Source organism: Undibacterium sp. RuTC16W, from assembly GCF_049339445.1.
GTDB lineage: Bacteria > Pseudomonadota > Gammaproteobacteria > Burkholderiales > Burkholderiaceae_D > Undibacterium.
The window spans coordinates 78148-97894 of sequence record NZ_JBMPPE010000004.1; the positions used below are offsets into that span (position 1 = coordinate 78148).

20 protein-coding genes are annotated in these 19747 nt (G+C 48.0%); 9 read left to right on the top strand and 11 right to left on the bottom strand.

What is annotated here, in order from left to right; genetic code table 11:
- Positions 1-100 precede the first annotated feature (100 nt).
- Positions 101-976, top strand: a complete 876-nt coding sequence (locus tag ACO0K4_RS09305) for a DMT family transporter (protein ID WP_422956349.1) — start codon at positions 101-103, stop codon at positions 974-976.
- 198 nt (positions 977-1174) lie between these two features.
- On the opposite strand, the gene ACO0K4_RS09310 is transcribed toward ACO0K4_RS09305, so the two are convergent.
- Complete coding sequence (locus ACO0K4_RS09310; RefSeq protein ID WP_422956350.1) at positions 1175-2386, bottom strand: acyltransferase family protein; 1212 nt, start codon at positions 2384-2386, stop codon at positions 1175-1177.
- Positions 2387-2785: 399 nt separating this feature from the next.
- The gene (locus ACO0K4_RS09315) at positions 2786-4105 is read right to left on the bottom strand and encodes an aspartate aminotransferase family protein (protein ID WP_422956351.1); all 1320 of its coding nucleotides are present in this window, start codon (positions 4103-4105) and stop codon (positions 2786-2788) included.
- Between the two features lie 247 nt (positions 4106-4352).
- On the opposite strand from ACO0K4_RS09315, the gene ACO0K4_RS09320 reads away from it, so the two are divergent.
- Entirely contained in the window at positions 4353-4742 is a 390-nt protein-coding gene (locus ACO0K4_RS09320; RefSeq protein WP_422956352.1) for a hypothetical protein, read from the top strand.
- A gap of 361 nt (positions 4743-5103) precedes the next feature.
- On the opposite strand, the gene ACO0K4_RS09325 is transcribed toward ACO0K4_RS09320, so the two are convergent.
- The 6 genes from ACO0K4_RS09325 to ACO0K4_RS09350 all read right to left on the bottom strand — a co-directional run bounded on the left by ACO0K4_RS09325 (position 5104) and on the right by ACO0K4_RS09350 (position 9138).
- A complete protein-coding gene (locus ACO0K4_RS09325; protein ID WP_422956353.1) occupies positions 5104-6375 on the bottom strand; it encodes an AI-2E family transporter in 1272 nt (423 codons plus the stop codon).
- A 243-nt stretch (positions 6376-6618) separates the two neighbouring features.
- Positions 6619-6930, bottom strand: a complete 312-nt coding sequence (locus tag ACO0K4_RS09330) for a BON domain-containing protein (RefSeq protein WP_422956354.1) — start codon at positions 6928-6930, stop codon at positions 6619-6621.
- A 200-nt stretch (positions 6931-7130) separates the two neighbouring features.
- The gene (locus tag ACO0K4_RS09335; RefSeq protein WP_422956355.1) at positions 7131-7694 is read right to left on the bottom strand and encodes a hypothetical protein; all 564 of its coding nucleotides are present in this window, start codon (positions 7692-7694) and stop codon (positions 7131-7133) included.
- 65 nt (positions 7695-7759) lie between these two features.
- Positions 7760-7975, bottom strand: a complete 216-nt coding sequence (locus ACO0K4_RS09340; protein ID WP_422956356.1) for a CsbD family protein — start codon at positions 7973-7975, stop codon at positions 7760-7762.
- Between the two features lie 264 nt (positions 7976-8239).
- Positions 8240-8386: a lmo0937 family membrane protein gene (locus ACO0K4_RS09345; RefSeq protein WP_262836753.1), complete on the bottom strand. Its 147-nt coding sequence runs from the start codon at positions 8384-8386 to the stop codon at positions 8240-8242.
- 188 nt (positions 8387-8574) lie between these two features.
- Positions 8575-9138, bottom strand: coding sequence for a DUF1003 domain-containing protein (locus ACO0K4_RS09350; protein ID WP_422956357.1), 564 nt, complete (start codon positions 9136-9138; stop codon positions 8575-8577).
- Between the two features lie 326 nt (positions 9139-9464).
- On the opposite strand from ACO0K4_RS09350, the gene ACO0K4_RS09355 reads away from it, so the two are divergent.
- The 3 genes from ACO0K4_RS09355 (at position 9465) to ACO0K4_RS09365 (ending at position 14094) form a co-directional block, all read left to right on the top strand.
- On the top strand, positions 9465-10184 hold the full coding sequence (locus ACO0K4_RS09355) for a Crp/Fnr family transcriptional regulator (protein WP_422956358.1): 720 nt from the start codon (positions 9465-9467) through the stop codon (positions 10182-10184).
- Positions 10185-10423: 239 nt separating this feature from the next.
- Positions 10424-13153: a PAS domain S-box protein gene (locus ACO0K4_RS09360; protein WP_422956359.1), complete on the top strand. Its 2730-nt coding sequence runs from the start codon at positions 10424-10426 to the stop codon at positions 13151-13153.
- 107 nt (positions 13154-13260) lie between these two features.
- Positions 13261-14094 (top strand): response regulator, encoded by an 834-nt coding sequence (locus ACO0K4_RS09365; RefSeq protein WP_422956360.1) that lies wholly within the window; start codon positions 13261-13263, stop codon positions 14092-14094.
- Between the two features lie 232 nt (positions 14095-14326).
- Here ACO0K4_RS09365 and ACO0K4_RS09370 read toward each other — a convergent pair whose 3' ends face one another.
- The 3 genes from ACO0K4_RS09370 to ACO0K4_RS09380 form a co-directional block, all read right to left on the bottom strand.
- Positions 14327-16411 carry an AsmA family protein gene (locus tag ACO0K4_RS09370; RefSeq protein WP_422956361.1) on the bottom strand — a complete coding sequence of 695 codons (2085 nt, stop codon included), beginning with the start codon at positions 16409-16411 and terminating at the stop codon, positions 14327-14329.
- Positions 16408-16569, bottom strand: a complete 162-nt coding sequence (locus tag ACO0K4_RS09375; protein WP_422956362.1) for a hypothetical protein — start codon at positions 16567-16569, stop codon at positions 16408-16410. Before ACO0K4_RS09375 ends, ACO0K4_RS09370 begins: the two co-directional genes overlap by 4 nt.
- 70 nt (positions 16570-16639) lie before the next feature.
- The gene (locus tag ACO0K4_RS09380) at positions 16640-16864 is read right to left on the bottom strand and encodes a hypothetical protein (RefSeq protein ID WP_422956363.1); all 225 of its coding nucleotides are present in this window, start codon (positions 16862-16864) and stop codon (positions 16640-16642) included.
- 45 nt (positions 16865-16909) lie between these two features.
- On the opposite strand from ACO0K4_RS09380, the gene ACO0K4_RS09385 reads away from it, so the two are divergent.
- The 4 genes from ACO0K4_RS09385 (at position 16910) to ACO0K4_RS09400 (ending at position 19401) form a co-directional block, all read left to right on the top strand.
- A complete protein-coding gene (locus tag ACO0K4_RS09385) occupies positions 16910-17293 on the top strand; it encodes a DUF4398 domain-containing protein (RefSeq protein ID WP_422956364.1) in 384 nt (127 codons plus the stop codon).
- Positions 17294-17420: 127 nt separating this feature from the next.
- Positions 17421-18356 (top strand): OmpA family protein, encoded by a 936-nt coding sequence (locus ACO0K4_RS09390; RefSeq protein ID WP_422956365.1) that lies wholly within the window; start codon positions 17421-17423, stop codon positions 18354-18356.
- A 52-nt stretch (positions 18357-18408) separates the two neighbouring features.
- On the top strand, positions 18409-18945 hold the full coding sequence (locus tag ACO0K4_RS09395; RefSeq protein ID WP_422956366.1) for a ferritin-like domain-containing protein: 537 nt from the start codon (positions 18409-18411) through the stop codon (positions 18943-18945).
- A gap of 153 nt (positions 18946-19098) precedes the next feature.
- Entirely contained in the window at positions 19099-19401 is a 303-nt protein-coding gene (locus ACO0K4_RS09400) for a DUF883 family protein (RefSeq protein WP_422956367.1), read from the top strand.
- The last annotated feature ends 346 nt before the right edge of the window (positions 19402-19747 follow it).

The window sequence follows — 19747 nt, forward strand, 5'->3', positions numbered from 1 at the left end:
TCGCTCTTTAGTACGATGCGGCCTGTTCGCGTTGTACTGAGTCAACCCGTTTCGCTCTTGCCTATGCAAGCAGCCAAACGGGTTTTTTATTTGGACAAGTATGATGAACAATATGAGTCATCGCCGTGCGGTGATCCTGATGATGTGCGCGGCAACTTTATGGAGTATCGCAGGTGTATTGACGCGACATCTTGATGTTGCCCGCGATTTTGAAGTGACTTTCTGGCGCAGTTTTTTTGCTGCCTTATTTGTCGCAGTCGCCATGCTCAGGCAATATAAAAAAGCCTTCATTCCCCGCCTGAGATTGCTTGGCAAGATAGGATTGCTATCCGGCTGCATGTGGGCGACGATGTATAGCTGCTTCATGATTGCGATTACCATGACGACGGTTGCCAATACGTCAATCATGGAAAGTCTGTCCCCTTTATTTACCGCTTTTTTGGCATGGCTGGTACTGCGTCAGCATATTTCCGGCAGAACTTGGCTCGCTATTGCTGCTGCCTGTGCCGGTATATGCTGGATGTTTGCAGGCAGTATTTCGCAAATTGATCAGCGTGGTTTGCTCGGCATGCTGATCGGACTTGGTGTACCGATTGCCGCTTCAGTCAATGTGATTCTCTTGAAAAAAGGCGGACATACAGTTGATCTGATCCCGGCCGTATTCATGGGTGGATCTATCTCTGCGCTCATGATGTTGCCATTTGCTTTGCCGTTTCAGGCATCCTTGCATGACATTACTATCCTGGCGGTTCTCGGTTTTTTCCAATTAGGATTTCCTTGCATGCTGATGGTACGCGCTTCGGCAAGCCTGAGTGCACCGGAGATCGCTTTGCTGTCTTTACTTGAGGTCTTGCTGGCGCCAATATGGGCGTGGCTTGGTGCTGGTGAAGTGCCTGCTCAGGCGACACTGGTCGGCGGTGCCATTGTATTGCTTGCTTTGGTATTCAATGAATTGGCAGCGATGCGGGAGGATTGATGCAGACCAAATCGCCTGCGTTTACATTGGCCGGTGCCGGTCATATAGTCAGGATTCCTTGTGATCAACGGTTTGATCGGGCACTGCTGGCAAAGATGCTGTAATGCTGTCTGACTTAATGAGTAAGGTGAATGCGCTTGCTGGTATCGGTTCATGGCGCACTCTGCCAGCTTCGTTTTGTCATCATGTCGTTAGCGTTTAATCGGCCTGTAAGCCAACTGACGAGTGAGAAGTGATTGTGGGGCTTACTGTTGAACTGGGTTTATTCGTGCTTTCTATCGTAGTGGCTTTTGCAAAATTAGTCGGAAAAAATCGATCGCGTAGCTTCATGAACGGTGTTTCTATCAAACTAAATAACAAGTAGCCGCCCAGCAAACTAGCGACAAACATGATGCTAATGCCGCTAACACTGGTCACAGGCACACCGTGACGAGTCAATGGCAAGATCAGCACATTCATCAAGGGTTTATGCGCCAGATAGAGCGCATACGACCATACCGCCAGTTGTGCCGCACCCGGTATGCGCAACTGGTATAACCATGAATTCGGACTCAGTGCTGCCATCGTTAGCAAGGCAAAACTGATCGCCAGCAAGCTATAACCAAACGCCGTAGTGAACCACAAAAAACCTTGGCCATCCACATAGCTGTAATTGATAAAAAGATAGAAACTCAACAGGCACATTGCAAGACCGCTGAGCAACGTGGCTTGGCCATGTGACTGTACGCGTTGCCAAGTCACAGGATGGAAGTTCTTCAGCATCGCCAGCGCCACACCTGGTAGCAATTCATCAAAGCGACACAGGCTAGAATAATAAATCGTCACGTAATATAAGGTTCCATCACTACCGACATCACGCCACATCCAGCTGCGTAACAACACCGCAGCGCACATCAGGCTAATCAACAGTATCCAGCCAGCTTTCACTGATTTACTGAGACGATGCACTAGCAGGGCAATCGCTGGCAATACAAGGTAAAACTGTTCTTCAACGCAGAGTGACCATGCATGGGAAAACGCCGAACCGGGACGTAAATTAAAATTCTGTGTAAAGCTCAAAAATTTCCATAAAGGTGTTACCGGATTGCCGCCGGCGGCCAGAGGGAATAAAAAATAAATAGCCAGAATCACGTAAAAATTCGGTAGCGTCCTTAAGGCGCGCCGTATATAAAACGTCGTCAACGAAAATGAACGATCTGACTGCATCGCAGAAAAAATCTGATTGCCGATCAGATAGCCACTCAATACAAAAAATAAATCTACGCCGGCCCAGCCTATTTCACTCAATATTCCAAAACTCGCTTCATGACTCACAAACACTCTATAGTGATACATCAGCACTAGCAAAATCGCACTTGCACGCAAAGTATCCAGGCCGTTAATACGGTAGGAAAGGGTGGTTTTTGTCATGGGAGTGTACAGAAAAAATCAGTCGAAATGGCAAGATAAAACGGATGAACAGCGTAACAGTAAGCGACTGAAAATTGGCGACAGCGGCAAACTATTTTTATCGTGGAAGCCTTCTCTTGGCGTGAAATAAGTCTGGGAGCTTCTAAAAAATCTTGAATCAATATTTTATGGAAAGGTTATCCGGGCCTTTTCTTTGTGTCTCCTTATCTTGTATCTCTGTGACGAGAGGTCTTGGTATTTGCGTAAGTCCTATCGATAGGATTTTTCAATTGGGATGTTTTTAGAAATCCTCATTTGCATACACTAATAAAAATGCGGCTGCTGGCATGAAATCATGCTGACAGCCGCATGGTATATGCGGATTGGGGTGTAGATTCCATGTTTGATTTAACGTATTTTCTATTGCTCTTTCAATACATCGGCAATCGCGCCAAACAAAGTGTCGATCTGCGCAGGCGTGATGATCAGTGGCGGTGACAGCGCGATGATGTCGCCGGTTGTCCGGATCAGCACGCCTTTTTCCCAAAAACATTTCAGGAATATGTCAAAGGCTCTAGTACCGACTTTGCCGGGAATACTCTCAAGCTCAATGCCGCAGACCAGACCCAGATTGCGGATATCTTTGACGTAGGGCAGGCCTTGCAAACTGTGTGCCGCTTGCTCGAAATGACTGGCGTTCGATGCGGCATGGTCGAATAATTTTTCTTTCTGGTAAACATCTATCGTCGCAATTGCGGCGGAACAGGCGAGTGGGTGTGCGGTATAGGTATAGCCGTGGAAGAACTCGATACTGTTTTCCGGTGCGGCGCTCATGAAGGCATCATGGATCCCTTGTTTTACGATCACCGCACCCATCGGTACTGCGGCGTTGGTCAGGCCTTTGGCGCAGACGATCATGTCAGGTATGACGCCAAAATAGTCGGCAGCAAATGGCGTACCCAGACGGCCGAATCCAGTAATGACTTCATCAAAAATCAGTAAAATGCCGTACTTGTCGCAGATAGAACGAAGTTTTTGCAAGTAGCCTTTGGGTGGCAAAATGACGCCTGTCGATCCCTGTAGCGGCTCTACAATGACCGCCGCCACAGTGGAGGGGTCATGCAGGGCGAGCAGTCGTTGTTCCAGTTCATCCGCCATCTCGGCGCCGTGCTCAGGCAGGCCGCGGCTGTAGGCATTTTTTGCAATATTCAGCGGATGGCGCAGATGATCGACAGCGGGCAGCGCAGGCCCAAAATGCTTGCGATTACCTGCAATGCCGCCAACCGAGATGCCACCAAAACCGACGCCGTGATAGCCACGTTCGCGCCCGATCAGGCGATGCCGCATACCATCTCCGCGCACCCGGTGATATGCCAGGGCGATCTTCAGCGCGGTATCGACGCCCTCAGATCCGTCATTGCAGAAGAACACGCGGTTCAATCCTTCCGGTGCGATGGAAACGAGTTTGCTGGCGGCTTCAAAGGCTAACGGATGTCCCATCTGGAAGGTCGGCGCAAAATCCATGCGCGCGGCCTGTTGCTGGATCGCGCTGACAATTTTTGCATGACCATGTCCGGCGTTGACGCACCATAGGCCTGCGGTGCCGTCCAGAATCTGACGACCATCATCCGTTGTGTAATACATACCTTCCGCAGCCACCATCAGGCGCGGCTTGCTCTTGAACTGGCGATTAGCAGAAAACGGCATCCAAAAATGCTCGGTGTTCAGCGGTGTAGTCATGATTCTGGTCCTTAGAGGTTGGCGATAAACTGCTGGCGGCTCTTGATTGTGGCATTACCACTCAGCTTACTCAAGAGTTCGCCGGATTTAATTTGCTAATGACCTGTATCAGCGCCGCTGCTTTTGATTTGCCGTATTGCATCCATGCGTGCGCCAACGAACAGAACATAAAGTCGCCAGCGCGCATTCTGGTTCTGCACAGTCAACAGCAGAGTTGCTCCGACTATAAATAAGAGAGAGGTCCCGTATGAACATCATTAAATGTGTCGATAAAGCCTATGAGAAATTAAACTTCATCGAACTTGCCGATGCGCCAGTCAGCGCTTTGCAAGGCGTCAGTGCCAAGGATGCCGAGGTATTAAATAAGGCTTTTCACGTCAAGACGATCCGCGATTTCGGCATGTTGAAATTCGTTAAATGGGCTGCCGCTATCGCAACCCTAGCGGAGCAGGTGGAGAGCGAAGAAGACAAAGCCAAAGAAACCTTACTCGACGATGCACTGGAAATGTCTTTTCCCTCGAGCGATCCTATCTCTGTCAATTCCGGTATTACCCGGATCGAAGTCGCACCGGAGATGGTTGAGGCCAGTAGCGATCATCAGAATAGTATGGCGATAGAGCCGCCGAATAAAGGCTAGCAGGCGTATTTTTCCAGCTACTCACGAGTTGATATTGCAGGTGTAGTGAAAACTTACATCGTTTCCAAGGTATCTAAAACATGAGATGGATATGGCATGTGATGTACTCTTGTTTAGCGTGCGATTCTTAGAGGGAGATTCTCGGCGTAATTAAAGGTACTTCTGAAGATACTTACCCTAGTATAATAAGAAATGCCTTTAATGATGTGCGGATTAGACACTAAAATATAAAAAAACAGGGGAGTATGTTATTTTGTCTCTCAGATTATTTCCTGTTTTATCTATTGTTTTATCTCGTGGATTATTTTCCATCCACGAATCCCTGCCTAGGTCTGACCGATTGTTGTCCGGTGCTTTTACATCACTCGCTCAATAATTCCGCTACAGATTGCAAACCATCAATATGCTCGGATACGACACGCACCGCGACAATGATCGGTACGCCGAGTAGCAGGCCCCAGATTCCCCATAACCAGCCCCAGAATAATAAGCCTATGAATACGGCTGCCGCATTCATTTTGGCAATTTTTCCTGTCATCCAGGTCGTGATAAATGTCCCGACTAGTACTGATACCACCAGGGATGAGCCGGCGACCAGCATGGCTTGCGACAGCGATCCGAATTGCATGAACGCGGTGGCGCCGACCGCCACGGTAATGATGATCTGACCAAAATACGGAATGATATGCAAACAGCCCGCCGCGACTGCCCATGCACCGGCATTCTCCAATCCAATCAGGCGAAACACTACCCATAGCAGCAAAGCGAGTAGCAGATTAGTCACCAGGAGCATGAACATATAACTCTGGATCGACTTGTTGATGTCATCGAGAATATGGACAGTAATTTTTTTCGAGGATAAAGAGGGGCCAGTGATTTTGACAAGCTTTCGTTTAAAACTATCACCTGACAGTAAAAGAAAAAATACCAGAAAAATCACCATCATCAGCTGACCCAAGGCACCTGCTGCCCCCATTGAACCGGCCAATAACCAATCCTGCACCTTAAAAGCCGGACGCGCCACAATCACCGTGGTGGGCTGACGTGCGCTTGGGCGTGCACCGCTACCGGCCTGGCTGGTCGCTTTTTCTATTTCGGTCGCTACCGCCTGCATCTGTTGCATTGTAGTCGGCTGATCATCCTGCGTTTTGCTGATTGCCTGCGATATCTGGTGAGCGGCATCAGGTAGTCGCACCAGAATAGAATTAAATTCTGCGCGTAGAGAGTTCGCGACCAGACCGCTAGCGCCGAGTATCGTGATCATGACCAGAGCAACACCAAGTATACGAGGAATCCGTATGTGCTCAAGCCAGACTACCACGGGGTTGAGTGTGTAAGAAATCAGGATACTGAATATGAGAGGAATAAAAAAATGCTGAGCCGACTGCAGTGCGAATACAAATGCGACGGTCGCCAGAATACCAAGTGCCAGACCGCGAGCATTTACGGGAATATGAATATTTCCCCCTTTGGTACTTAATGAGGCATGAGATATGTCAGACGTGTCTGTTACCTGTGTTGTCTTTAGTGCGTCTGATTCGTCTGCCGTTTGCGTTGTGGGCACATTCTCAGATACTGGCTGCGTTCGGGATGAGAGAGGTAATTCTGGTTCTTCCTGAGCAGGAATGATCATTTTTATTGTCCTGTTATTTTTATTATGCGCGATGTCTAATGCCAAACTGATCGCCGAATAGGAAGCGGACATTGTGTATAAGCTGATCGGATAAGACAGCCAGTACTTGATGTCTCATCCGACCTTCTTGCCACAAGGCCCGCTTGTTTTGCTCCGGTGATCTACGGCTAAAAAATAGTTGGTAAATCCGTCAGCATCCAGCTGTCCTTACTTATCTCCCAGTGAGATGATAAGGGCATGCTGTTATTTAATCCGCATATCATTTTTAACCGATTTGACGCCTTTGATATTACGGGTGATTTCTACTGCTTTATCGATATCCGGCTGCGAGCTGACAAAACCGCTCAACTGCACGATTCCTTTGAATGATTCAACATTGATTTCACGGGATTTCAACATTGGTTCGTTCAGGATCGCTGCTTTGACTTTGGTGGTGATGACGGTATCGTCAACATATTCACCTGCACCTTCGGATTTTGGTGTCGAGGCGCAACCTACCACGCTGATCAACATAAAAGAGAGGAGAGCGGTTGCTACGCGTTGTGGAATGTTCATGATCATAATCTTTCATAATTGAGTGAATTGCTCTGTTTTGAGTTCTTATTGAGATAATTCAAAATGAACTCATCAGGGAGGTGATGCATTGAAACGCTACTGCGGATGCCTGTATTCATTACGCATGGATACACAGAAGCAAACTTAAGCAAACTTAAATGAGCCCAGGCGTAGAGAAAAACAAGAAAGGACAAGTGTTGCTATTTACCGAATTGTGTTTTGGCCGTAGCGACACAACTATCTTTCGTTGCACCGGCTAAGGCATCACATTTTTCAATGGCGACTTTGTAGTTGGCCTCTACTTTGTCATCGCGGGCATCGGTGCGTGCGGCAACCACTTTTTTGTCTGCATTGGCATCTGCTTTCGCAGCAATCATCACGGCCTTGGCTTCTTTGATGCAGACATCCTTGACGTTGCCAGTGCTGGCATTGCATTTGGTTTTAGCGACATCGTAGTCGGCGTTTGCCATCGCCTTGCGAGCATCGGTGCGTGCGCTGGTCGTATTTTTATACTCGGCTTCTGCTTTGGCTTTTGTATGCTTTTGCATGGACTCCGCTTCTGCTACGCAGACATCTTTAGGATTGCCGGCCTGCGTATTACATTTTTCGCGTGCTACTTTATAGTCAGCTTCTGCCGATTCCTTAGCCGACTTATACGTCGCCTTTGCTTCATCTGTTGCTGCGCTGGCATAAGTGCTGCACGCAATTGTGGCGGTGCTGATTAGGACTGTTGCAATAATATTGTTGAGCTTAATAATGTTCATTTTGTGCCTTATAAGTGATGTACTAGTTACCCGTATGTAGAAAATGTAGGTAAAAAATTTGAATACTAAGTAGAACGACTTTCTTTTAAAAATTTCTGAAAAGCAGCGACCTGTTTTTCTGCTTCGTCCCGGTCTATTCCATAAGACTCTTGAATTGAGCCAAGCAACTGATCGCGCTTACCTGCAATCACATCGATATGGTCATTGGTCAGCTTGCCCCATTGCGCTTTGACATGGCCTTTGTATTGCAGCCAATTTCCTTCGATTACGTCCCAGTTCATCATCATCTCCTTGTGAAGCAATTCATCCTGCCAAAGTGGCGGCGGTATCGCAGTAATTCTTAAATATGGATACAGATAGCTTGTCGATTTTTTCTTTGAGTATCAGATCTTGCGGCTGTTTTTTAACAGTCACAACACTTAGGGCAATTTGTATAAACCCGATTTCAAGACAAGTATTTATCTGTTTCGATGAGTTCACTTTACGTTGCAGACGATCACTATTCTGTTCGTTGGCGCACATTCGCTGACTTAAATTTAAAAAATCTATACTCCGCGGCCACTGATCAAACGCAACAAAATCATGATGACGGCAACCACAAGCAGAATGTGGATGAAGCCACCAATGGTGTAAGACGTGACTAAGCCGAGTAGCCACAAGACGAGTAAAACGACAGCAATGGTATAGAGCATGATGTTTTCCTTATTGGAATGAATTGATGAGTCATCTCGATATCAGGTCAGGATCCGTGGAATACTTACTTACTTAATTACTTACTTAGTTCCAGTGACATCGTGAATCTGAGTATCCAAGGATTCATAACGGAGTTCTGTACGCCAACGTACACAAGCTAGTTGTGATGTCGTGTTCGATCTGGGAGCTACTCCGGTGTCGCCATCGTCTTTTTACCAATCAGAGTTTTGATCATTTGCAGTTGCTCTTCCTGAATGACAAGTAATTCATTCCATTGAACGTCGCGCAATAAATCGATTTTTTCATGCAACAGCATGATTTCTAATTCGGCTTTCAGATTGACTTCATAATCATGTTCAGCATCGAGCCGGTCTTTTTCGGCATGACGATTTTGCGACATCAGAATGATCGGTGCCTGAATTGATGCCAGCATGGATAAAAATAGGTTGAGCAGGATGTAAGGGTAGGGATCAAAACCACTTTTGTATCTGATCAGGATAAAAGAATTCAGGACCACCCAGATCACCATCACTGCACCAAAAATACTAATGAAAGTCCAGGATCCGCCAAACTTTGCTACCGCATCGGCGGCACGCTGACCTCGCGTCGTTTTGCCCTCAAATTGCTGCGTTGTATCCATCGCGATATGTGTGCGTTCAGCGACATGGCGAGTTACTTTTTGACTGCGTTCATCAAGTTCCGAGTAAGATTTTCCTAATAATTTTTTTGCGATTTCATCTAATTTTTGCATGACAACTCACCTTGGACTGTATTGGTTCAGACGCATGATTGTAGATATGGTTGTGGTGGATGTAGGTTCGCTGGCGTACATTCAGATCGTTTGATCTGAGGCGGATGAGCTAAAAAAAGGAAATTTCAGCCGGGATATATTCTGCCTGGTCAGGCAAGTCTATTTCGTCTGTACGCTAGCGCACAGACCCTATTGCCGTATGGAGAATATAGTCAAAAGATATGTATGAGATGTGTTACCTTGCCTGATCGACACTACAACTGTGTCATCCTCCCGCCGCATCTTGCTTCCCCAATTTTTCTCATGACTGGAAACAGAATTTTCCTATGCCCAGTGCGCACGATCCCAATCAAAATCATCTGTTAGCGGCGCTGCTTGATGCCGAATATGATCGTCTCTCGCCCCATCTGGAGTTAGTTCCGATGTTATTGGGCGACGTGCTCTATGAGTCTGGCGGCAAGATGCAGCATGTGTATTTTCCGACCACCTCGATTATCTCGCTGCACTACCTGTTGGAGGACGGTGGTTCGTCGGAGATTGCCGGTGTTGGTAATGAGGGCGTGCTGGGAATCTCTTTGTTCATGGGCGGTAACTCAACCCCTAGCCGTGCCGTAGTTCAGACCAGTGGCCATGCCTACCGCCTGAAATCAGCGCTCTTGATGGAAGAATTTAATCGCGCTGGTCCTGTATTGCGCTTGTTACTACGCTATACCCAGGCCTTAATTACGCAGATGTCGCAGACCTCGGTATGCAACCGTCACCATTCGGTTGAGCAGCAATTGTGTCGCTGGTTGTTGCTCACATTAGATCGTGTACCGTCGAATGAACTTACCATTACGCAAGAACTGATCGCAAATACGCTGGGTGTGCGGCGTGAGGGAATTACCGAGGCAGCGGGTAAGTTGCAGCATGCGGGCTACATCAGCTATCGCCGCGGCCATATTACCGTAGTCGACAGAGATGGTCTGGAAGACAAAGTATGCGAGTGTTATGGCGTCGTTAAAAAAGAGTTTGCCCGGCTGTTATCGGACGTAAAGCAGCGTTGAGCGGACCAGATGGGTTGCATCGGTGACCTGTCGCGACTATGGGCATGGACCGAAGCAGAGTAAGAAAAATAATCACGATGTAGAGTCAAGACGCCGATTCAAGATGCAGATTCAAGATGAGGCGCCTGGCTGGTGTTACGGTGTTGCCGTCACCTTGTATGAGCCGGGTTTAGTGCTCTGTTATTGCTTGTGTCAAGGCTTTATGTAGAGTTTTAACGTTGTTATCAAGGTCAGGATGTATGGTCGCTTTCAATAAATTATCGGTCGAACGCTTAATGCTGATTGGTATCGGGATGACGCTCGCGGTGCTTTTACTCATCAGTGGTATGGCATGGAATATCGCCTTGCCGATTGCGTCGTATTCGTCCGTTGAGCACACGCGTGAGGTGGTCTCCAAATTCGACGAGTTAGGTTCTGAAATCGACCGTGTTGAGAACGGACAATGGGCGTATTTTTTGACGAAAGAAAAAAACTTTCTCGTTGAACGTGATGTCGCTGTGACGCAATTGACGTCGGTCATTTCACAGCTGCGTAATCTGACAATCGACAATTCCGCTCAGCAAGCCCGTATTGCCCAGTTAACAGAGTTACTGGATAAACGTATTCAGATGTTGATACAAAGCCAGACTTTGTTTGACGCTCAAGGTTTCGCTCCGGCACTGGGGATATTCAATGAGGGACGAGAGGTGTCGACTCATGTGCGAACGCTGACAACTGAAGCTACTGCAGAAGAGCAGAAATTGTTGACTCAGCGGAAAGGCAGTGAATTGTTACGACTTAAGGTGATGCTAGTCAGTGTCGTCTTACTATTTGGATTCTTACTTTTGCTTGCGGTACGCGTGCGTGGTGCCGTCCGTGGACGTTCTGTAATGGAGCAGGCGTTACAAGATAGTCGTCAGCCTTTGTTGAAAGCAGAAGCTTTGCAAAATGCAATTTTTAATAGCGCAAATTTTTCTGTCATCGCGACTGATGCACAAGGAGTAATACAGATTTTTAATGTCGGTGCTGAACATATGCTGGGCTATCAGGCCATTGATGTAGTGAATAAAATTACCCCGTCGAGTATTTCTGATGAGGGTGAAGTGATTGCCCGTGCCGCGGCCTTAAGTGCGGCATTAGACACTTCTATTTCACCAGGTTTCGAGGCGCTGGTCTTTAAGGCATCACGTGGTATCGAAGATATTTACGAGCTGACATACATCCGTAAGGACGGTAGTCGTTTTCCGGCGATTGTATCGGTGACGGCATTGCGTGATGAGGCCGATAAAGTGATTGGGTATCTGTTGATTGGTACAGACAATACGGAACGCAAGAAGGTCGAAGCCGAACAGGCATTGTTAGATCAGCGTTTGCGGGATCAGCAGTTCTATACCCGGTCGTTGATTGAGTCCAACATTGATGCACTGATGGCGACAGATCTGAAAGGTATTATCAGCGACGTCAATCAGCAGATGGAGGCGTTGACTGGCTGTACGCGCGACGAGTTGATTGGTGTCCCATTTAAAAATTATTTTACCGATCCTGAGCGTGCACAGGCGGCGATTACCCGTGTTCTCGCTGAGGGTAAAGTAACTAATTACGAATTGACCGCCCATGCCAAAGACGGAAAGGAGACCGTGGTGTCGTATAACGCGACCACCTTCTATGATCGTGATCGCAACTTGCAAGGTGTATTTGCCGCGGCTCGCGATGTGACTGAGCGCAAGCAGTTTGAACATACCCTCCAAGAAAATAATGTGGAACTGGAAAACGCCAGGGCTGCCGCTGAGAAGGCCAATCTCGCCAAATCCGAATTTCTTTCCAGTATGAGCCATGAGTTACGCACGCCGCTCAATGCGGTGCTTGGCTTTGCGCAATTGATGGAATCTGAGACGCCATCACCGACGCCTGCGCAAAAATTATCGATTGATCAGATCTTGCAGGCGGGCTGGTATTTGCTTCGGCTGATCAATGAGATCCTGGATCTGGCAATGATTGAATCCGGTAAGGTCACCATGTCGCACGAGTCATTGTTACTCACTGATGTGTTGCAGGATTGTCGTTCTATGATGGAGACACAGGCTCAGAAGCGTCATATTCAAATGACTTTCCCGAGCATTGAGAATATGTTTTATGTGCATGCAGACCGTACCAGAGTCAAGCAGGTGCTGATCAATCTATTGTCCAATGCGATTAAATATAATCGTGATCACGGTGCGGTCATTGTCCAGTGTCAGCTCAATGGCGAAAACAGAATCCGTGTCAGCGTCCGTGATACCGGTATTGGTCTGGAACCTGATCAACTCGCGCAATTATTTCAACCGTTTAATCGTCTCGGGAAAGAATCCGGCGGTGAAGAAGGTACCGGCATTGGTCTGGTGGTGACAAAGCAATTAGTTGAGCTGATGGGCGGTACGATCGGTGTCGATAGTACGGTTGGCGTCGGCTGTACGTTCTGGTTTGAACTGGCTGCATCGAGTGCACCTAAGCTGGTGTTCGGTGAAATGGGTGAGGGTAGCCATGTCGCACTCACGCCCGAGTCATCTGTGTCTGATATTGCACCTGTTCAGCGCACCTTGCTTTATGTTGAGGATAATCCTGCCAACATGGCCTTGATCAAACAGTTGATCGAGCGTCGTAAGGATCTCAAATTATTAACGGCAACCGATGCGCATCTGGGCATACAACTGGCACGTACCTACCAGCCCGATGTGATTTTGATGGATATTAATTTGCCCGGTTTAAGTGGTTATGGTGCACTGAAGATCTTGCATGAGGATCTGGGTACGGCACACATTCCCGTCATGGCATTGTCTGCCAATGCGATACCACGCGATATTGAAAATGGTTTAAAAGCAGGATTTTTCCGTTATCTGACTAAACCGATCAAGGTCAATGAGTTCATGGATTCGCTTGATATCGCCTTGCATTATGCAGCGGAGCATCGTCCGTCCAGTAAGCGATCTGACTCATTGCGATCTGATTCGTGACGACTTAACTGATGACGAATGAATTCATAATCCTGTGAAGAGAGCCATTGCAGCCGGTCTCTGTAGTAAAGAGCAAATAGAACATCATTGATTTTTGGAAGCCCCTCATGTTACAAGCAAGCGAGATCCTTAACGCCCGTATCCTCATCGTCGACGACCAGAAAGCCAATGTCATGCTGCTAGAGCAGATGCTCATCAGCCGCGGCTATACCAATATCACGTCGACGATGGATCCGCTCACTGTGTGCGATAAACACGCTGAGCAACGCTACGATCTGATTCTGCTGGATCTGCAGATGCCGCAGATGGATGGCTTTGAAGTGATGGACGCATTAAAAAAAATAGATACGGATAGTTATCTCCCTGTATTGGTCATTACTGCCCAGCCAGGACATAAACTCAAGGCGCTACAGGCAGGTGCGAAAGATTTTGTCAGTAAGCCGTTTGATCTGGTTGAGGTGCAAACACGTATTCATAACATGCTGGAAGTACGTTTGCTGTACCGCAAACTCGAGAACTACAACAAAGTCCTGGAGCAAACTGTCATGGAGCGCACCGCTGAGTTGCGTGCCAGTGAAGCGCGGTTTAAAAGCTTTACGGAATTATCGTCCGACTGGTATTGGGAGCAGGATCCTCAGGGGAATTTCACCAGCATCTCTGGCCCCGTGTTTGACATGCTGGGGATAGATGCCGACGATATGCTGGGTGAAAGTCCCAAAGCACTGGCAGGCTGGAACGCAGCAGAACGCGCACAGTTAAATTCAAACATCGCCAGTCGTCGGCCGTTTCTGGATTTTGTCTATAGTCGTACGAATGTCGATGGCAGCATCCAATATCTGCAAGTGAGCGGGGAGCCAATGTTTGACACGGGTGGCCGGTTCACCGGATATCGCGGTATCGGCATGGATGTAACACATCGCATGCGCACTGCATCGACATAGAGTTTTCCATCAATGCTTTGTCATCTCTTGGTTTAAGTGAACGATATAATCTGGCATCAAATTTCATTCTCAAGTCATTCTCTAAAAATAGATACTCCTAGTTAGTATATTTTTGATGCCTATATAAATAAAGCGGGATCGGCACTATTCTACCTACATAGTAGGGGAGTATATATATCCGGCATCATTCCTGGCTACCTAATCATACACAGTCACACCGCTCGCTAATGCGCTATTTAGGGGCTGCTCTTGGCCGGTAAATTTTACCCGGTGCAGGTGCGACAGGTTTGATACGCGCATTCGCTAATAATTGTGTACAGCCGCTATCGGCTTCAGAGTCGACATTGATCAGCGGCAGTAGCGCAGCAACAGGTGCTGCCGCCGCCAGCGCCAGCGCACCGCCTGCTCTCAGCGCCAGTACGCCTTTGTCGATGGTGACCTTAGGCTCTTTAAAACTGCCATGCACGTACAGTGGTGCTCTGAGTGAAAAAATACGCAGGCCTTTACTACTCGGCTTGATCGTCAGATCCAGTTCCTCCTGGGTCATGTTGATGGTACCGTTGACGTCCAGAATCGCATCATCGGTGTCAATCACAAAGGTACGCGTCTGCATCAGACCGTTGGTGACACTGAAATCGGTCGCCATGCAATTGAGCCTGACCTGCTTGTCTCCGGATAAATAGGTGAGGGCGACATTGCCAATATTTAAGCCCATCTGTTCCAGCAGACGTTTGCTGATACTGCCGTGATTGATCAGTGTCTTGATTTCGCCATTTGACGCACCGAGCAAACTCGCAACAGAGTTACCTGTTGCCGATAAAGACGCATCGCCATTAATTTCCCCCACGCTTGCCTGTAGTGGTTCCAGGCTCGGAAATAATTGCTTGATCCTGAGATGGCGGGCACTGATGGTCATGAGCGCTTTAATCGCGGCTGCATCTGTTTTGCCACTGCCGTCAAGGCGGATGTCCGCATTGAGTGTGCCACCGGCGACGTCAAAATTCAGTGGTGCGAGCGTCAATATGCCGTCCTGAAGTTGCAAACTCGTTGCCAGATGAGTGAGCGGTAATTCTTTGTCGCGAATAATTTTTTCGGCATTGAACTGAATTTTTGCATCGACGCTAGTCCAGCGATCGGTTTTGAATTTTTCGACGGGTAAGATTTTGTCGGAAGCTTGATTCGCAATCACACCACGTTCTACTTTGCTGCGATTAGAGTCGGCGCCGATCAGTGGTCCCAGATCCGATAACTGCAATAGATGCGAGACGATGGTACCAGTCAACATCGGCCGACCAGGGGATCCTGATCGGGTCTGAAAATCGAGCGAACCTGCAATATCGCTGGAGCCAACCTGGCCTTTGAATTCCTCATAGATCCAATGCTGGCTGTGTTTGCCCAATGTGCCCGTCAAATGTCCCTCGGTAGTAAAGGGCGGCGTCTCTGGCATAACGATGCCGCTGAGTGCGTACAGTCGTGCCATGCTACTTGCCGCGACTTTTAAACGCATATCGATAGCGGCCAGCTCCGTCGGTTTGGTGAGTGTTCCTTCCACGGTAATCATCGTTGTGCCAACATGTAAAGTCGCCGCCAGTGGATAAGGCGTAGTTTGCTGTTGTAAGGACAGAATTGCACCGGCTTTGCCTGTTCCCTTGACGGATTCACCGTTAAACTTGCCGTGTAGCGTCCAGCTTACACCGTAGCCAGGATCGGTATTGATTGTGTCGATCTCTGCAACAATCTCTGCATGCTGAACATCATCAGTTAAGTGTACGCTACCCTTGGTAAAAATCACGCGGCCGATATCTATTGTCCAGCCGGAGGTCTGTTCCTTATCCGGCAGTGTCCAGTTATTTCGACCATCTGCATGGCGTAACAGAGAGACCGAAGGTGCATCGAAACGCAGCAGCGGTATCGTAATTTTTTTGTCCAGCAATGCCAGCGGATTTAATGAAAAAGTAAATTGGCCGATGGTCGCCATGTCATCCGGTATTACCGCGATATTACTTACCGAAGTTGTCTCGCCGGGATGTCTCATGCTTGCCGGATTGCCGATATGGATATCACTGGCGATCAGGTGCGGCCAGGGGATCATTCCGCGCCAGTTTTGTGCTACTTCCGGACCTGCAATCTGCCGGTCCCAGGTCAAGCTTAAGTCGCCATGAATCGAAAATGGGCGCCCCAATGCCTCGCTAACGCGTGTGTTGAGCCAGGGTTTAGCCCGGTTCCAGTCCAGATGCGTAAGCAAGATCAGCATTACAGCAGGGAGTGCGAGCAAGCCGATAAGGAAAATGAGTTTGTTACGTGATATAGGCTTCATTGCAGGTAAGCGGGGATATTGATGGCTCTGCTCAGGCTCATCAGGCTGATCACCACCATTTGCATCCCCATGGCGGTTGCCATCAGGCGTGGTAACACAATGATGGTTGCGTGATTCATCAGCATAATAAACGGTGAAAAAATAAATAGAATCGGCATGATGACAGACTTTCGTTGTTTGGTTCAGCGACTTCTGGTGGCTATTGTAGTTGTTAGTTAGCGCTGGTATTTACCAGCGACTGAACAGCGTTTTTGATGGGATCAGCATACGCAAAGTGATGCTTCTGGTATGTGCGTTGGCGTACTCAATCCTGCTGTATCCGGCGCTAGCCGATGCCAGCGGATGCGCCTGAATCGTTGATGGCGATGATGCGTAATTCAGATTTTTAAAAATCGAGCTTATGTGCGTCAGCGTACTGATCTTGCCTGCCATACCGCTTATAACGATGGACATCGAGGTTACAAACTCGCTCGATTAATCGTTCACCGGAGAAAAATTATGAAGAAAAATACCAACTTATCAATCGCAGTGCTAGCCTCCGCTACGCTGGTATTCATCACGGGTTGTAGCAGTATGAAAACACCGGCAACGGCCAATGTCGCCGTCTCTAAAGCCGCGGTAGAGAATGCCTCTGGCGCTGGTGCTGCAGAATTTGCGCCAGTTGAAATGGCATCTGCCCGCGATAAGATGACGCTTGCCAATCAAGCGATGGCGGCAAAAGACTACAAGCTGGCCAATGACCTCGCAACACAAGCTCAGGCTGATGCCAAGCTAGCCCAGGGCAAAGCAAATTCATCTAAAGCACAAGCGGCTGCCGATGCCTTGCAGGACGATATTCGCGTCTTGCGCGAAGAGCTGATCCGTAACAATGCTAACAAATAACACTCCATTCACGACATTGATACCAGCGCCGTCATGCATTAATCGATTGCCGGTTGACCTGTAATCAAGTTTGCATCGGACTCTCTTTGCAGACACATTTATTTCGATAAAATTAAAAGGTATTTCCATGAAAAAAACGCATTTCACTCCTGTACTGTTAGCGATGGCAGTCTTCGTCTCTGCTTGTAGTTCCATGCCAAAGACAACCAGCCTGCTGGATCAGACACGCAATGATTACGCAGCAGCACAGAGCAACCCTAAGGTGGAGAGCTATGCACCACTGGAAATGAAGCAGGCAACTGAGGCATTAGATCAGGCCAATACAGCGGCAAACAATAAAGACAATGCAGAAAAAATTGACAAGCTCGCTTATGTTGCCAAGCAAAAAATTGCTTTGACTATAGAAGTCGCCAAGCAAAAATCTGCTGAGGCTGACGTCGCGAATGCCGGTAAAGAGCGCGACCAGATCCGCTTAGATCAACGCACTAACGAAGCGAACCAGGCAAAAATCAGTGCTGATCAGGCGAAGCTCGCTGCACAGATTGCCCAGGGCGAAACGGCTGATGCACAGCGCAAAGCACAGATGGCGAAGGATGAGGCTAATGCAGCACAGCGTCAGACACAGGATGCTCAGGCGCGCGCCTCGCAGCTGGAAGCACAGCTCGCCGATCTCGCTGCTAAAAAAACAGAACGCGGCATGGTCATTACCTTAGGTGATGTCTTGTTTGGCACTGATATGTCACGCCTGAATCCCGATGGTATGCGTACCGCAAAAAAACTGGCTGATGTATTGCAACAAAACCCGCAACGTACCGTATTGGTAGAAGGGTTCACCGACAGCACAGGTAGTGCTGCACACAATCAGCAATTATCAGAACGTCGTGCCACTGCGGTACGTAATGCTTTACAGGAAATGGGTATCGCCGGTGAACGAGTAGCGCTGCGCGGTTATGGTGAAGCCTTTCCGGTAGCTGGCAATGCAACAGCACAAGATCGTCAACTGAATCGCCGTGTTGAGATCGTATTGTCTGACGCTAGCGGTAAGGTAGCGCAGCGTAACTAAACCGGTTCAGACGATTCGAACTAACAGCAGTAGTAAATAGGGGAGTGACATCATGCACGACATAAAACACAGTAGTCACGCTGGCCTCGATACGGCAGCCATCCGTGATGCAGCAAAAAATCTGGATGACGGCGCAGTGACAGTGGGCTATCAGGCAGATCGTAAAGAAATTATTGATATGTTGAATGGTGCACTGGCGACCGAGCTGGTCTGCGTATTGCGCTACAAGCGTCATTACTACACCGTCAGCGGTTTGCAGAATGGTCCGGTTAAAGCGGAGTTTTTGCAACATGCAGCGGAGGAGCAAGCGCATGCTGATTTACTCGCGGAAAGGATTGTTCAACTGAACGGCAGTCCGGATTTTAATCCTGCTACGTTAGTTGAGCGCAGTCATGCTGAGTACGATGATTCGGGCAATATCCAATCAATGATTAAAGCCAATCTGATCGCAGAACGCATCGCTATCGAAGCTTATCGTCAGATGATAGAACGTATCGGTGACAAAGACCCGACGACCAAGCACATGCTGATCGGGATTATGGCGATGGAAGAAGAGCATGCTGATGATATGCGTGATTTACTTGCGTAATTCGACGTCACTTAACAAACTCAATCATTAGCTCTCCGCTCAACGCTAACAGTAAAAATTTCTGGTTTGTGGTGTATCGAAACAGTTCGATATGCCACAGGTCAGATCAACCCAATTACCCTAATTATCCTAATAACCCCGATAGGACACATCATGTTGGAATCAAATATAAAAGCAGTGAACAAGGACGTTAAAGTCTTGCTCAAAGATTCACAAGCGCTGTTCGTCGCCGCCGCCGCATTGAGCGGAGAGAAAGCAGAAGAAGCCCGAACTCGTGCAATGCAGATGCTGGATGCCGCTCTGGTGAAGGCTCGCGAAGTACAGAGCAGTGCCGTGGTCAAAGGGAATGAGCTGGCGACATCTACCGATAATTACGTCAAAGAAAATCCCTGGTGTGCGATTGCCACAGCGGCGGGTGTTGGCTTGTTGTTAGGAATGGTCGTGCGCAAGCGGTAGAGTTCAGGCTTATAGTTCGGCACTAGTCAATATCCAAAGTAGTTGGATTGACTGGTGATTTTTATCTTGCCGGTACCGATAGCGCAGATGATATGGAAAACAACCCGCTTGCCAGGCGCTTTTTTTAGCAGAAATAATCACAAAAGAATTTCTTTCAACGCCTATGTTTACAGATCATAGTCAATAAGTTCAATAGGCAGCGTTATAGACCAATGGTGCATCAGTACTGTCAATTTCTATCAAGCACTATCAATCCATATAAGGTCATCAATTCAGTCACGGCATCTGCAACATTTTAGGCAGAGCTGGCATTAACTTAGCTTGATGATAAAGTAATCTAAATCAA